Source organism: Croceicoccus esteveae, from assembly GCF_031846435.1.
Lineage (GTDB): Bacteria > Pseudomonadota > Alphaproteobacteria > Sphingomonadales > Sphingomonadaceae > Croceicoccus > Croceicoccus esteveae.
The window spans coordinates 1-13,864 of the sequence record NZ_JAVRHS010000015.1 but is presented as its reverse complement, the minus strand read 5'-3'; the positions used below and the strand labels follow the sequence as shown (position 1 = coordinate 13,864).

Sequence of the window (13,864 nt, the reverse complement as noted above, 5' to 3'; positions counted from 1 at the left end):
CCGCTGACATAAATTTTCACCGGTTTTACAAACCTGCTTAGCGGATCTTCCGGTCGGTCTTGTTTGTCGTGCGTGCCCGCATGGCAAATTCGCTGGGCCTCCTGACCGGGATCAGCATGGTGCAGCGCACTCCGGCCGGCTCGAACACCAGGTCCACCGGATTACGCAATTCATGTGCAACGATCTTTTCGATGAGATCAGTGCCAAACCCACGTCGCCGTTCCTGCACAACGGGTGGCCCGCCTTCTTCGCGCCAGCGGATCCGCACAAGATCGTGCGACACAAGATCCCAGTGCACGTAAACCTTGCCGGAATTGACGCTGAGCGCTCCGTATTTTGCGGCATTGGTAGCAAGTTCGTGAACCGCAAGCCCCAGCGACAAGGCATCGTTGGGGGCAAGATCGACATCCGGCCCGGCAAGGTCAAGATGGGAGCCATGCTGCATGGCATAAGGTGCCATCTCAACTTCCAGCACGGCACGCACGGGAGTGGCGCCCCATTCGGACTGGGTCAGCAAATCATGCGTCGCAGAGAGTGCTCTTATGCGTCCGTCCAGTGAACGGGCGTAATCTTCGATGGTTTCGGCACGCCGCCGGGTGAGGGAGATGATGGACAGAACATTGGCCAGCGTGTTCTTGACCCGATGGTTCAGCTCGCGGGTGAGCAGCGTGCGGATAGCGGCCTGCTCTTCAAGCCAGATGATGGCCCGGCGCGCTTCTGCTGCCTGACGCGTCAGCAAGGATGCAATCGCCAGCGCCAGAGAAGCGACGATAAGTCCGGCCAGCAGGACCATGGCGGCCAATGGGCTCAACCCCCTGGCGCGCAGCGGCTGTACCTCGAGGATCCACTGCCGATTGGCCACGTTGATTGTGCGGGTGACCGCCTCGTCCGTGATCGCTGCGCCCGGCGCTGCGCGCGAAGTCAGCGCAGCGAGCAGGTTCTGGGGTGCAACGGCCTGATCGTAAAGCCGGATCGCTGCACCATTTGACACTTCGCCATCCAGAGCGGATGTGAGAAAATCCCGGGCATTGAACGGGCTGAACACGAAACCCTTGAGAAAGCGCGTGTCGCGGCTGCCCTTTTGCCTGAATACGGGCATGTAGATGAGAAAGCCTGCCTCGTCGCTTCCGGCCGTTTCCTGAACCAGCGAAACGCGTCCAGTGGCGGTAGGCCGCGCGCTCTGTTCAGCCTCCAGCATGGCGTACCGGCGTTTTTGTTCCGAAAACATGTTGTAGCCAATCGCACGACGGTTGCGCTCGGTCATCGGCTGCAGCGTGATTATGGGAACGGCATAGGCATGATCGTCGCGGGGTGGCGGATACACTGAAAATTCGCCAAAATCGTCAGCGCTCATTCTGGCTTCCAGCTCGGGAATATCAGTTACGTCGGTTCGTTCCGCCCAGCCAATTCCTTCCGCTCCGCGAAAATTGGCGTCCAGCCGCAACTGCCCGATGAAAGCCTGGAACAGCTGTGCCTTGACTTCATCCTGCATGGAAAACAGCGCCGCGCCAGCACGCAGATATGCCGAATGGGCGTTGGCGCGGCGTTCAAGAGCGGCCGCTGCAGCAATTGTTTTCTGCTCCAGACTGGTGCGTCGGGTTTGCGCCTCGGTGTGTTCTATTGCCCATACGCCAAGAGCTGTCACGGCGATGATCGCGAGAAAAATAGCGATGGGGAGCGCCCGGGGATATTGTGCGAACCAGCGCAGCGCACCGCCAATCTGCGGAGGCTCCCGCATGGATGTCAAAGCAGCGGATACCGGGGGCGCAGATCCGGGCGGCGTGGCTATGGATCTTGGTGCCGGGACCGAAGGCGACGGTGCAGATGATGCCGAAGCCTTGTCGATGGGACGCTCCTCCATGATGCTGCAAGTATCTTTCTAAACTGGTATATATGTTTCTGGGTGGATGTGCGGCGTTGACCAAAGCTCTGCAGCCGCGAAGAATAACGCTGCTTCAGCCGCCGGCTGAATGATCGTATGACGCTGGATGTCCGGTCCTAGAGACGGTACGCTGGCTGGTCGATCGAATGAATAATGACATGCAGCGGGAACCGGCCAGCGTTGCTTTCGTTCCCTCTGACAAGAGCAGACGTCAATCCTGGCTGGACGCTTTCCTGGTGTTGGTCGACGATTGCGAAATGTCAGTTAATGGATTCGATCAGCTGGTTTTTTCCACGCGAGGCAGAATGACAGGTGATATGAAAACCGGAGCAGGGAAGGTGGGACGCACGATGAAGTCATCTGTTGCAAAACAACCGGCCTGGGCGACAGGCTTGCGGCATCTGTACGACTCTGTGGTGGAAGAGCCGCTCCCCAACAGTTTCGATGATCTGCTTTCTAAACTGGATGCTCAGGACTGATGGCGAAATCTGCAGGGGCCCTCGCGGGCAAGGCGGGCGGTTCGGCAAAAAGCGAACCGATGGCTGTAAAATCGACGGCTGGCAAAGCCGATCGCGCGCAATCTTCCGATCAAGCTGGTGGCACCCGTCGGCAACGTGAGTTCAAGCAGGAACTGACGGCCGTGATCCCGCATCTTCGTGCTTTCGCGCGTGGCCTGTGCGGGCGGCCTGACGTGGCTGACGATCTGGTGCAGGAAGCTTTGATGAAGGCCTGGGCGGCTCAGGAACGGTTTGAGCCTGGCACATCTATGCGCGCCTGGACTTTTGTCATTCTGCGCAACGCCTATCTCACCGACATGCGCCGGAACCGCTTCCGTGCCGATTACGATGAGACAGTCGCCGAGCGGATCCTGACAGCGCCGGCCGGACAGGAAGGGCCGTTGCATCTGTCCGATATGCATCGGGCCTTGCTGACCTTGCCGCCCGAACGTCGCGAGGCACTGCTGCTCGTGGGAGCAGGTGGTTTCAGTTATGAAGAGGCCGCGGAAATCTGCGATTGTGCGGTTGGCACGATCAAGAGCAGAGTGGGACGCGCGCGTGCTGCGCTCAACGTCATGCTCGATGATGGCACGGTCCCGCAGCGGGCAATCGGCGATGCAACCGCGCATGCAGCGATCATGGGGCAGCTGGACGACATGGCGAGCCCGCAAGGCAACATGGATCGCTGACAACTAGCCTTTAATGCTTTAGCTCGGCTAGATGGCAGGTGGCGTTCGAAGTGGCGCCATTCTTCACCAGGCTTGTTTTCAGTGGCAGATGCGTCGCTGTTCGTGCAGTGAATGATCCATGAACGATCGCGATCTGCCTCACAGCCGGCACACAGCAGGATCAGGCCCAGGCGGTCGCCCGTTGCGCGATTTGAGGCGCTTGCTGTCTACCCTGCTTCTGATGGTGGGGGTAGCGCTGTTTCTGGCTCTGCCGTTCGTCCTGTCGCTGGGAGCTGTGGTTTTCCTGCCATTGGTCACGGCCATCATCCTGACGATCATTCTGTCGCCGCTGGCCGACTGGCTGGCAAGATCAGGCATGCCCAATATAATGGCATCTTTTCTCGCCATGGCAATCTTCATCGCCGTTGTGGTGATCGCTCTTGCCACGGTTCTGCAACCCGCGATCGTCCTCATTGATCAGGTGCCGGAAATGATCCGGTCCATCAGCGAGACTTCCACCGCTCTTCAGGCGCAGATCGGCTGGCTGCACGACCTTAATCGACAGCTTCAGGATCTGGGCGGCGGAGGCGGCACTGAAGTGGTGGTCGCATCCCCCTCGATGATCGAACGGGTGGCACTTGCCACTCCTACTCTCTTTGTCGAAACGCTGCTGACGCTGCTGATGGCATTTTTCATGATCGAGGCGCGGGTACGCATGCGTCGCCGGCTGTTGCTGGACCGGTCCGAGTTTGGTGGCAGTGTCAAGGCGGCACGGGCAATCCGCGCGGTGCAGGACCGGGTTGCCTCCTACATATTGACCGTCGGCCTCATCAATCTGGGTGTAGGCGTGGTCGCTGCCTTGGGCGCATGGGCGCTGGGTATGGAGGCGCCCATCATGTGGGGCGGGCTCGCCGCTTTGCTGAATTTCCTGCCATATCTGGGTCCCCTTGCGATGACGGCGATCCTCGTTCTGTTCGGCCTGGGCAGTGCCGAAACCATTCTGGTCGGGCTTCTCCCTGCCAGCGCATATCTGACGCTGCATGCAGTGGAGGCAAATGTGGTCACGCCGGCGATCCTGGGCGCGCGCTTTACCATCAACCCGGTGCTGATCCTCATTGCGATCAGCTATTTCACCTGGATCTGGGGCGCATTTGGAGCTTTGCTGTCAGTGCCGATCCTCATTACCCTTGTTGCATTGCTGCAACATCTGGGCCGACCCAACGTAATCGGCTTCCTGTTTGGAGAGCCGCTGTTCCTGCCAGCACGCGAGCAGGAGCCAATCGCGCAACAGGCAGTGGCGCAGCAGGCAGCAATTTAGATGTTCTGGCCAACGGTCAACGGGCCGGAACATTGTCCGGCCCGTATTGCAGCAGGTTCTTTGTCAGGAAGCTGTGCCTGATCAGCCAGGATAGCTCCATGTCGAGCCGCGCTGATAATTTTCATCAGCAAAATCCCAGTTCATGTGCTCAGTCGACACCTTCTTCAGATAATCGGGCCGCACGTTCTTGTAATCGAGATAATAGGCGTGCTCCCAAACGTCGAGCGTCAGGACCGGGTTCTTGTCACCGATGGCGAGCGTGCCGGCATCATGCGTTTCCTCGATCGACAGCTTGCCGTCCTTGTCCGCCGCCAGCCAGACCCAGCCGGAGGCGAAATGCCCCGCACCTGCTGCCTGCAGCTTCTCCAGCATTGCATCGTGCGAACCGAACGCCGCATCGATAGCCTTGGCGAGCTCTCCTGAAGGCGCGGTGTTCTGAGGCGACATGCAGTGCCAGTAAAACCCATGGTTCCAGCTTTGCGCCGAATTGTTGAACAACCCCTGATCGCCCTTCTTGTCCGCATGGGCGATGATCGTCTCGAGCGCTGCATTGTCAAGATCGGTCCCGGCAATCGCCGCATTGGTCTTGTCGACATAAGCCTTGTGATGCTTGCCGTGATGCGTGTTGAGCGTTTCGGCTGACAGGGCAGGGCTCAGCGCATCGGCGGCATAGGGAAGATCGGGAAACTTGATGGACATGCTGTTCTCCTAGAAATGCGTGGTGTCGAGCGGCGCAATGCGCTGTTCGACAGCCTGTTGGCAAGCGCGCTTGTGCTGGCGATCAGTCCGACCGGGGCTGATCCGGTGGTCAGAAATCCGGCGCGCCATATCTGAACAACCCGCGAGGCTGTGCGAAGTTGCATTGCAATTCACTCGCAACTAATCGATCAGCCCGGAAGTCCTGCGGCCAATGGTGGCGGCCACCGCGACATTCATTGTGACATTGGCAAGCGTGCGCATCAGGTCGGGAATGACTTCTACGGCCACCAGCAGCGCCAAGGGGGCGATTGGCACTCCCATTGCCAGCGCGATCGGGCCAATGGCTGCGACAAAGCTGATGGCGCCGGGCAGCGAGACAGACCCAAGCGTTGTCAGCATGGCAACGGCTATACCCACCGTCATCACGGCAGGCGTAAGCGGCACATTGGCAAGCGCGGCAACATAGATCACGACCGCCAGGTTCATGGCAGGGCCGGTGCTGCGGAATATCGCCACCGCCATTGGCAGTACGAATTCGCAGTCACGCTCACGCACGCCAAGGTTCTGCGCAGCGCCAAGCATCGGCGGCAGGCTGGCAAGCGAGCTTTGCGTCGACAGAGCGACGGTCTGGGCCGGCAACATCGCCTTGGCAAACCGCAGCAAGTCCAGACGCGCGCCGAACACCGCAAGAACATAGGCCGCTGCCAGTATGGCGGTGCCGATCGCCAGCAGCATGGCAACATAATGCGCCACCAGCCCCAGTGCGGCAATGCCGGTGCGGGCGCCAAGCGCGGCGCCAAGCGCAAAGACTCCGATCGGCGCCAGTCTGAGCACCCAGCCAATCATCACCAGCATCACATTGGCGAGCGCGGCGAAGAACCCGGCAAGCAGGTCGCGCTGTGCCGGGACCAGCCGTGTCATCGCAAGAGCAAAGATCGCAAAGAAAAGGACTAGCGGCAGCATCGCGGTCTGGGCTGCGGCGTTGATGACATTGGTGGGAACAAGCGAGCCGAACAGTTCAGCAAGCGTTGGCACAGGACCGGGGTCGAGCGCGCCCATTTGCTCGGCCAACCCGGCAGCAGCGGCGGCAGGGATGGGAAAGGCTGTCAGCAGTGCCGGCGTGGCAAAGGCTGCCAGCAACGTGCCACCCAGCAGCAGCAGCAAGAAGGTGCCAAGCGTCAAAAGCGCCTTGCGTCCGCCACCGGCAGCCCTGGCCATCTGAAGCACGCCGCCAACCAGCAGCGCCGCGACCAGCGGGACAATCGTCGCCTGCAACGCATTGAGCCATAAGGTGCCGACCGGCTCCAGCACGGCGAGCACGCCTGCTCCCCTGTCGCTGCCTGTCAGTATCAGTCCGGTCAGCACTCCTCCCAGCAATCCCAGCATGGTCAGGGCCGCGGGCATCCGGATCTCGGGCATGGTCGATGCGTCCCGTGCCGCCCCGGACGGACTTGCGGTTTTGTCGCGAATGGTGTGCAATCCTGTTTTGCGGTCGTTCAGCTATCGGCATGACATGCAGCAGACGGCTGTGCCATGCAATTTGTTCGCGACAACAGGGGATCATCGGCTTGGGACGCAGATATTTTGGAACCGACGGCATTCGCGGCCGCGTCAATGAAGGCACCATCACGGCCAGCATGGCAATGCGGGTCGGACAGGCGGCGGGAACGCACTTCCTGCGCGGCACGCACAAGCACCGGGTGGTCATCGGCAAGGACACCCGGCTTTCAGGCTACATGATGGAAAGCGCCATGGTGGCGGGCTTTACCAGCGTTGGCATGGATGTGGTGCTGCTTGGCCCCATGCCCACGCCGGCGGTTGCGATGCTTGCCAAGTCCATGCGGGCCGACCTTGGCGTGATGATCTCGGCCAGCCACAATCAATATGAGGATAATGGCATCAAGCTGTTCGGCCCTGATGGGTTCAAGCTGTCTGACCGGGACGAACTCGCGATTGAAACCCTGCTCGACCAGGAGCCCGCTCTTGCTCCTGCGACCGATGTCGGCCGCGCCCGCCGGATCGAAGATGCGCGCGGTCGCTACATCCACGCAGTCAAGGCATCATTGTCCGATTCGATCAGGCTGGACGGATTGAAGATCGTGGTCGACTGCGCAAATGGCGCTGCCTATGACGTCGCGCCGGCTGCATTGTGGGAATTGGGCGCCGAGGTAATCGAACTTGGTGTGTCGCCGGACGGGTTCAACATCAACCGGAATGTCGGCTCCACCGCGCTCGACAGCATCAGGGCAGAGGTGCTGGCGCAAGGGGCCGATATCGGCATTGCGCTGGACGGGGATGCGGACCGGCTGATCGTCGTGGATGAGCAGGGCAACACAGTGGACGGCGACCAGATCATGGGGCTGATCGCCCGCGACTGGCACCGGCAGAACCGACTGCACGGTGGCGGCGTGGTGGCCACGGTCATGAGCAATCTGGGGCTGGAACGGTTTCTTGCGACCGAGGGCCTGTCGCTGATCCGCACGGCAGTCGGAGACCGTCATGTCCTGGAAGCAATGCGCGCTTCGGGTTGCAATGTCGGCGGCGAACAGTCGGGTCACATGATCCTGCTCGATCACGCCACCACCGGCGACGGGACAGTAGCGGCGTTGCAGGTGCTCGCCGCATTGGTCCGCTCGGGCCGTCCGGCAAGCGAGGTGCTCCACCTGTTCGACCCGGCACCGCAACTGCTCAGGAGTGTGCGGCATGCAGGCAATCTTCCGCTCGAAGCGGCATCGGTCAAAGCGGCAATTGCCGATGGTGAAGCCATGCTGGCAGGCAAGGGCCGGCTGGTTATCCGTCGCTCAGGCACCGAACCGCTCATCCGTGTCATGGCAGAAGGCGATGATGCGCAGACGGTGCAGCAGGTCGTCGATGCGATTTGTGACGCAGTGGCGCAGGCTGCATGACTCCGGCACTGGCTGCGCAGCGCAGCAGACCGCCGCGCGTTCTGTCGATTGCCGGGTCCGACAGTTCAGGCGGAGCGGGCGTTCAGGCTGACATCAAGACCATCACCATGATGGGCGGCTATGCCATGACCGCAATCACCGCACTTACGGCGCAGAACACGGCCGGCGTTCAGGCACTATGCACGATGACGCCTGATTTCGTGGTCCAGCAGGCGCAAAGCTGCATCGAAGACATCGGGGTGGATGCCATAAAGATCGGCATGCTGGGCTCAGGCGGTATTGCACATGCCGTCGCTGACCTGCTGCAAGATCTGCGCGCCACCTCGAATGTTCCCATCGTATTCGACCCTGTGATGATCGCGACCAGCGGGGCTGCGCTGGCGCAGGAGGATTCGATTGCGGCCTTTGGCAGGTTGATGGCGCTTGCCACATTGTCCACGCCCAATGTCGCCGAACTCGCCACCCTGGGCGGAGCACAGGCGCTTCTTCAAACCGGCACTGTTTTCCTGGCCAAAGGCGGCGATGCTGCCGGCGATGTCATCACTGACATCCTCCATCGCCCCGGCAAGCCACAACGAAAATGGGAGGGGTCACGCATCGGCGGTGATGCGATGCACGGCACCGGCTGTACGCTGGGCAGTGCGATTGCCACTGCCCTTGCGCTTGGCCTCGAACTTGAAGACGCGATCGCCAGCGCACGTGACTTTGTCAGAAGAGCCATAGTTGCAGCGCCTGCCTATGGCACCGGCAGCCGACCGCTCGGTCATGCTGCGGCACATTCGGTCAGCCCGGATGCTTCGGATAGATCTGGTAAAACTTGTTGATACGCTCCCACGCCTGTTCTGCCGTTTCCACGACACGGAACAGCGACAGGTCTTCCTGAGAAATGACACCCTCCTCGGCCAAGGCCTGGAAATTGATCACCCGGTTCCAGAATTGCTCGCCGAACAGCAGGATAGGAATAGGCTTCATCTTGCCCGTCTGGATAAGCGTCAGAAGCTCGAAAAATTCGTCCAGCGTTCCAAAACCGCCCGGAAACACCGCCACCGCCCGTGCGCGCAGCAGGAAGTGCATCTTTCGCAATGCGAAATAATGAAACTGAAATGAAAAGCGTGGCGTGACATATTCGTTCGGCGCCTGCTCGTGCGGCAGGACGATATTGAGTCCGATTGATTCGGCGCCTGCCTCGTGCGCGCCGCGATTGGCTGCCTCCATGATGGAGGGGCCGCCGCCCGACGTGACAACGAACTGGCGCTTCCCATCCTCGACGATTGCCGCTTCGCCGGCAAGAAATGCCAGCCGACGCGCTTCCTCGTAATAGCGCGACTTGGCAATGAGGCGTGCCACGGTCTCGTCTGACAGCGGCTCTGCTTCGTCGGCTGCACGCCCGGCTCCTTCCTGCAGCAATTTGGCCTCTTCGGGCGAGGGGATGCGCGCTGATCCGTAGATGACCAGCGTCGAGCCGACATTCCCTTCGTCGAGCAGCGTTTCAGCTTTCAACAGTTCAAGCTGGAAACGGACCGGACGCAAATCCTCGCCCAGCAGGAAATCCGTGTCCTGAAACGCCAGCCGATAAGCGGGATGTCGGGTCTGTTCGGTGTCCTGCGGCGCAGCTTCGGAAAAAGCGGCTTCCTGTTCTGCCTTGAAGAACTTGCGCGGGGTCAGCGAGCGGTCGGGCTGTTGCGGCTTGCCGTGTGGACCGGGAATGCCGGGTTTCTTTGGCGGCTGCGTGCGTTGGGACATGCGGTTCCTGTCATTGTGTGCAGCGCCAGCGATCCTGCTTTTATGGCGCTGGTGGGGTCTGTCGAGGTGGTAAGCTTTGCCTTGCCAGAAACGAAGCCGCTTACAAGGCTGGCTGATCTGCGAGGAACAGCGAGGGAAAGCGCATTTCTACAGCGCGCCGCATATCGCTGCTGGCAAGCCTTGCCCGCTCTTGGCCGAACCGGGCCGATCGAGCCAGTCCATCGCCATGGGTCCACCTCCACTGCAGGCGAGTGCGGCGGAACGGCTTCTCGCCGGCACTTGAAATGCCGGTAGCAGACAGCAGCAGCGCATCCTCGCCATGCGTGGCATCGGGCATGGTGTTAGACGCACCGAGGCCCAGGTCGATTGCGAACAGGCGCTGTGAATGATCCACCGCATCCATCAGCAGACGATCGAGCCCCTGATGACGGGCAAGCTCCAGCATGTGCTGCCTTGCGGACAATTGCATGCGCAGCAGCACGGTTGCGATCTCATGAGCATGAGAAATCCACGGCTCGCCCGCGCGCACGGCCTTGCTGAAGCTGATGAGAGTGACCAGGAAAGCGTATTCAGGCGAAAGCTGCGGCAGTTTGGCGTCCGGCGCTGTTCGATCTGCACCTGCAGCACCATTGCTCGCTGTGCTATGCGCGAAAAATTCCGCCAGATGCCGGGGCGGCGGGCCACCGGGCTGTTGCAGGCGATGGTGCAGGTCCACTGTCATTCCTGCAGTCCTTGGCAGGAAGGGCGACTCGCCAAGGTAATGGTGCCACCACCGACTGCTCTGACTTACCCCGCGGCGAAAGCCGTGCTGACACAGCACTTCGCTGGCGGCTTCATAATCCAGGCGCGGAACCAGCAAATCAATATCGGAAGCGATACGCATGTCGTAAGCACCGTACACCGCGTGCGAACGGCTCACCCCCTTGATGACAAGCACGTCAATGCCGGCGCGGGCAACAAGCGCGCTTGCATTGAAAGCATGGGCAAGATTGCTCAGGTTCCAGCGCAGGATTCCCATGCGCTGTTTGGCCATGGTATCGTGGAGCACCTCCGGAACGGGCACGGCCATTTTGTCCAACCCCATCTGGACCAGTGTCGATATCTTGCATTGTAACGCCAGGTCCCAAACCGCATGCCAGTCGGTTTCGCCGCACGTGAGCCGCCGATCAGCACCAGCCAGCAAGGCGGCGTCAGAGTCCGGGCACAGGTCTGCAAGAGTGGCGCGCGCGACTAGGCGCAGAATGTCTGCCGGTTTTTTAACCTCGATTTCTGACAAATCTTCCCCGCCTCTGTTAACCATGTTTAGCATAACTCTCTTCTTCCGGAATGGAGCCTGAAAAGCCGCCGCTACAATGAAAACCACACACGCCACGAGAAAAAATGTCTCATTATGATACAAAATGCAAATTGCGACGCTTCAGAGCTAATCCTGATCCTCACCCTGTTGTCAGGTGAAAGGCCGGGAGGTAAATAAAGATTTAGGTAAGGACGATTTTGCCGCGTCGTAACGAGGTGGAGCCTGATTGTCCGTCTAAACCCTGACCAAATTGTTGATAGGAGAATAATTTATGACGAAAGCAACTTACGAGCGTCCTGAAATGACTGATCTTGGCTCTTTTGAGTCGATGACCCAATCGGCTGTCAAAGGCTCGATGCTGGACATGAACGAGCCGGCAGGTACGCCGGTTTCGGATCTGACTTTTTCCTGAGTTCGCTCAAGATAAAGTTGGGATGACGAAAACGGCTCCTTTCGAGGAGCCGTTTTTTTGTGTGCAATGACGTGGCTCCCCACCAGGACTTAGTGCTGGAATTTGTTAAGAAGCGAAGCTGGCGCATGCTTTCCGCCGCTGCGTGAACTCGCGTGAAAACAGGCTGCACCAGCTTTCCCCGCCAGCACTCCGTCAATGGAATGTTAATTCAAAGTCATCATCACGCCTGAAGCTATTCTGGCGGGAAGAATCATGGCTTACATCAACGCACACGGGCATTCGATCAATTGGTCGGCCAAGGCACGAACATGGCTGAAGCCTACCAACAAAAGTGAGGTTGTCACCGGCAAGTCAGGCGCAGAAGCGCTGGAAGGCAGCGGCAAATACGCGGTGACGCTCAGGGGCAACGGCGGCGATGACACCTATTATCCCGTCAGCGGGCGCACCACGATCATCGAAGATGCTGGTGGCGGCAATGATTCCGTAAAGGCATACTTCAGTTATCTTCTGCCCGCGAATGTCGAAAACCTGCAGGTCCTCGGCTCCAATCTTTATGCCTTTGGCAATGAGCTCGACAACATCATTAAGGGGGGCAAAGGCAGCCAGACCCTCGATGGTCGCGCGGGGGATGACGTCCTGATCGGCGGCTCGGGTGCGGATATCTTCATCATTGCAAAAGGTGAGGGCAGCGATCTCATCCATGATTTCACTCCCGGACTCGACCAGGTCAGGTTCAGCGGCGTGTCCTTTGACAGTTTTGCCGGATTGAAGGCTGCCATGCAGCAGGTGGGCAAGGACGCGGTTCTCAACCTTGGCGATGACGATGTTCTGGTGTTCAAGAATGTGGCCGTGGATGATCTTGAGGCAGGTGATTTTCTGCTGCCAGTCGCCGCTGAAGGGCGGGTTCCACTTTTCAATGAAGAGTTCGACGATCTGTCCCTGTTCACGGGGAGTTCCGGCACTTGGAAGACCAGCTATTACTACGGCGATCGGACTCTGTCCGGTAACGGGGAAAGGCAGTTGTATGTCGATGCTGGCTACAAAGGTCTGGGGATCGATCCGTTTTCGATCAAGGATGGTATCCTGTCCATCACTGCGGAGCGCGCGTCGGCACAGACCAAGGCCGTGACCGGGCTTGATTTTACCTCCGGACTGCTGACGTCGGAGCAGACCTTCTCCATCCAATATGGTGTCTTCGAAATGCGCGCGCAATTGCCCGCCGGCAAGGGGCTCTGGCCAGCGTTCTGGCTGCTTCCGGCCGATGGTAACTGGCCGCCGGAGCTCGACATCATGGAAGTGCTCGGCGGCACTCCTGAAATCCTGCACACGACGGTTCATTCGCAGGCTTCAGGTTCGCACACATCGATTTCCAGCGTTACTGCCGGCGCCGATCTGTCAGCCGGGTTCCATACTTACGGTGTGGATTGGCAGAAGGATCAGATTACCTGGTACCTTGATGGCGTGAAAGTTTCTTCGGCGCCCACGCCTGACGATATGCATGGCCCCATGTACATGCTTGCCAACCTTGCCGTGGGCGGTTGGGCTGGCAAACCGTCAGACCGGCTTACCCATGCGGAAATGCAGATCGACTATATCCGCGCCTATCAAAAAGCTCCGGAACATCCTGCTGCTGAGATGCCGCAACATTGGCAGTCATTCGGCAAGGAACAGTTTGCTACCCTCGACGGCAGCAATGCAAAACAAAGCTGGAACTGGTCCTATCGCCTCGGGGCAACCGAACGCGGCGTAAAGCTCGTTGGTGATTGGGCTCGCTATGCGCACGGCAATGATCTGGACAACTTTATTCAGGGATCGAACGCACCGTATAATGAACTCGCCGGCGGCGGTGGTAATGACGTGTTGCGCGGCGGCGGCGGTGTCGATGTTTTCATCGTCCGCGACGGAGACGGCAACGACACTGTGCTGGACTTTTCCAACCGGCCGGGAAATTCGGACAAACTGGAGCTGGACGGCTTTCACTTCGAGCACTTCGACGATGTCCTTGCCTGGTCCTTCCAGGACGGTGCAGATACGCTGATCAGGCTGGATGAAGATCAGGCGCTTCTGCTCAAGAACGTGTCCTTGCACGACCTTAGTGCTGAACAATTCGTGTTCATGAATTCGACCGATGCACCACGTGCCGGTTCCGGATCGCCAGAGAATGTCTCTGCCGCCACCGTGCCTCCTCTTGCCGCAGCGGCAACTGCTGCGGCGGATGGTGGTTTGTTCTCTCAACCAGATGGAGAGCAGGCCGCTGCTACGCAGCTGCTCGATCTGGTGCAACAGCTGACGTTCGCAGACGGAGCACTCATCGCCTGATTGCCTGAACAACCTCGCTATGTACGGCTAGCCGAGCCGAGCCGAGCCGAGCCGAGCCATGGCTTTCGTTGACCTGAGCACACTATCTCAAGAAGATCGGGTATTTTCCAGCCGCACCTATGT

General features: G+C 59.5%; 13 protein-coding genes. 8 read left to right on the top strand and 5 right to left on the bottom strand.

Annotation, left to right across the window (positions count from 1 at the left end; all coding sequences use genetic code 11):
* Positions 1-37 precede the first annotated feature (37 nt).
* Positions 38-1,738, bottom strand: a complete 1,701-nt coding sequence (locus RM533_RS12670; RefSeq protein WP_311341596.1) for a CHASE domain-containing protein — start codon at positions 1,736-1,738, stop codon at positions 38-40.
* Here RM533_RS12670 and RM533_RS12665 point away from each other — a divergent pair.
* The 4 genes from RM533_RS12665 (at position 1,737) to RM533_RS12650 (ending at position 4,365) form a co-directional block, all read left to right on the top strand.
* Entirely contained in the window at positions 1,737-1,883 is a 147-nt protein-coding gene (locus tag RM533_RS12665; protein WP_311341595.1) for a hypothetical protein, read from the top strand. The genes RM533_RS12670 and RM533_RS12665 overlap by 2 nt on opposite strands.
* A gap of 145 nt (positions 1,884-2,028) precedes the next feature.
* On the top strand, positions 2,029-2,361 hold the full coding sequence (locus RM533_RS12660) for a NepR family anti-sigma factor (RefSeq protein WP_311341594.1): 333 nt from the start codon (positions 2,029-2,031) through the stop codon (positions 2,359-2,361).
* A 59-nt stretch (positions 2,362-2,420) separates the two neighbouring features.
* The gene (locus tag RM533_RS12655) at positions 2,421-3,068 is read left to right on the top strand and encodes a sigma-70 family RNA polymerase sigma factor (protein WP_432265079.1); all 648 of its coding nucleotides are present in this window, start codon (positions 2,421-2,423) and stop codon (positions 3,066-3,068) included.
* Positions 3,069-3,186: 118 nt separating this feature from the next.
* Complete coding sequence (locus RM533_RS12650; protein WP_311341592.1) at positions 3,187-4,365, top strand: AI-2E family transporter; 1,179 nt, start codon at positions 3,187-3,189, stop codon at positions 4,363-4,365.
* An 81-nt stretch (positions 4,366-4,446) separates the two neighbouring features.
* Here RM533_RS12650 and RM533_RS12645 read toward each other — a convergent pair whose 3' ends face one another.
* Together RM533_RS12645 and RM533_RS12640 are read right to left on the bottom strand one after the other, a co-directional pair.
* The gene (locus tag RM533_RS12645) at positions 4,447-5,064 is read right to left on the bottom strand and encodes a superoxide dismutase (protein WP_311341591.1); all 618 of its coding nucleotides are present in this window, start codon (positions 5,062-5,064) and stop codon (positions 4,447-4,449) included.
* 180 nt (positions 5,065-5,244) lie between these two features.
* Entirely contained in the window at positions 5,245-6,483 is a 1,239-nt protein-coding gene (locus RM533_RS12640; RefSeq protein WP_311341590.1) for a dicarboxylate/amino acid:cation symporter, read from the bottom strand.
* Positions 6,484-6,632: 149 nt separating this feature from the next.
* On the opposite strand from RM533_RS12640, the gene glmM reads away from it, so the two are divergent.
* Positions 6,633-7,970, top strand: a complete 1,338-nt coding sequence (glmM, locus tag RM533_RS12635) for a phosphoglucosamine mutase (RefSeq protein WP_311341589.1) — start codon at positions 6,633-6,635, stop codon at positions 7,968-7,970.
* The gene (gene thiD, locus RM533_RS12630; RefSeq protein WP_311341588.1) at positions 7,967-8,794 is read left to right on the top strand and encodes a bifunctional hydroxymethylpyrimidine kinase/phosphomethylpyrimidine kinase; all 828 of its coding nucleotides are present in this window, start codon (positions 7,967-7,969) and stop codon (positions 8,792-8,794) included. Before glmM ends, thiD begins: the two co-directional genes overlap by 4 nt.
* Here thiD and RM533_RS12625 read toward each other — a convergent pair.
* Together RM533_RS12625 and RM533_RS12620 are read right to left on the bottom strand one after the other, a co-directional pair.
* Positions 8,754-9,713 carry an LOG family protein gene (locus tag RM533_RS12625; protein ID WP_311341587.1) on the bottom strand — a complete coding sequence of 320 codons (960 nt, stop codon included), beginning with the start codon at positions 9,711-9,713 and terminating at the stop codon, positions 8,754-8,756. The genes thiD and RM533_RS12625 overlap by 41 nt on opposite strands.
* A 100-nt stretch (positions 9,714-9,813) precedes the next feature.
* A complete protein-coding gene (locus RM533_RS12620) occupies positions 9,814-11,013 on the bottom strand; it encodes a nucleotidyltransferase family protein (protein WP_311341586.1) in 1,200 nt (399 codons plus the stop codon).
* A gap of 268 nt (positions 11,014-11,281) precedes the next feature.
* Here RM533_RS12620 and RM533_RS12615 point away from each other — a divergent pair, with 268 nt between their 5' ends.
* Together RM533_RS12615 and RM533_RS12610 are read left to right on the top strand one after the other, a co-directional pair.
* Positions 11,282-11,422, top strand: a complete 141-nt coding sequence (locus RM533_RS12615) for a putative RiPP precursor (protein ID WP_311341585.1) — start codon at positions 11,282-11,284, stop codon at positions 11,420-11,422.
* A 252-nt stretch (positions 11,423-11,674) separates the two neighbouring features.
* Positions 11,675-13,741, top strand: coding sequence for a family 16 glycosylhydrolase (locus RM533_RS12610; RefSeq protein WP_311341584.1), 2,067 nt, complete (start codon positions 11,675-11,677; stop codon positions 13,739-13,741).
* The last annotated feature ends 123 nt before the right edge of the window (positions 13,742-13,864 follow it).

Excerpts from the sequence above, each read along its gene's own strand:
- RM533_RS12665 (WP_311341595.1), top strand. The coding sequence starts at position 1,737 with ATGGATGTCAAAGCAGCGGATACCGGGGGCGCAGATCCGGGCGGCGTG.
- RM533_RS12670 (WP_311341596.1), bottom strand. The coding sequence starts at position 1,738 with ATGCGGGAGCCTCCGCAGATTGGCGGTGCGCTGCGCTGGTTCGCACAA.
- RM533_RS12660 (WP_311341594.1), top strand. The coding sequence starts at position 2,029 with ATGAATAATGACATGCAGCGGGAACCGGCCAGCGTTGCTTTCGTTCCC.
- RM533_RS12655 (WP_432265079.1), top strand. The coding sequence starts at position 2,421 with ATGGCTGTAAAATCGACGGCTGGCAAAGCCGATCGCGCGCAATCTTCC.
- RM533_RS12650 (WP_311341592.1), top strand. The coding sequence starts at position 3,187 with ATGAACGATCGCGATCTGCCTCACAGCCGGCACACAGCAGGATCAGGC.
- RM533_RS12645 (WP_311341591.1), bottom strand. The coding sequence starts at position 5,064 with ATGTCCATCAAGTTTCCCGATCTTCCCTATGCCGCCGATGCGCTGAGC.
- RM533_RS12640 (WP_311341590.1), bottom strand. The coding sequence starts at position 6,483 with ATGCCCGAGATCCGGATGCCCGCGGCCCTGACCATGCTGGGATTGCTG.
- thiD (WP_311341588.1), top strand. The coding sequence starts at position 7,967 with ATGACTCCGGCACTGGCTGCGCAGCGCAGCAGACCGCCGCGCGTTCTG.
- RM533_RS12625 (WP_311341587.1), bottom strand. The coding sequence starts at position 9,713 with ATGTCCCAACGCACGCAGCCGCCAAAGAAACCCGGCATTCCCGGTCCA.
- RM533_RS12620 (WP_311341586.1), bottom strand. The coding sequence starts at position 11,013 with ATGGTTAACAGAGGCGGGGAAGATTTGTCAGAAATCGAGGTTAAAAAA.
- RM533_RS12615 (WP_311341585.1), top strand. The coding sequence starts at position 11,282 with ATGACGAAAGCAACTTACGAGCGTCCTGAAATGACTGATCTTGGCTCT.
- RM533_RS12610 (WP_311341584.1), top strand. The coding sequence starts at position 11,675 with ATGGCTTACATCAACGCACACGGGCATTCGATCAATTGGTCGGCCAAG.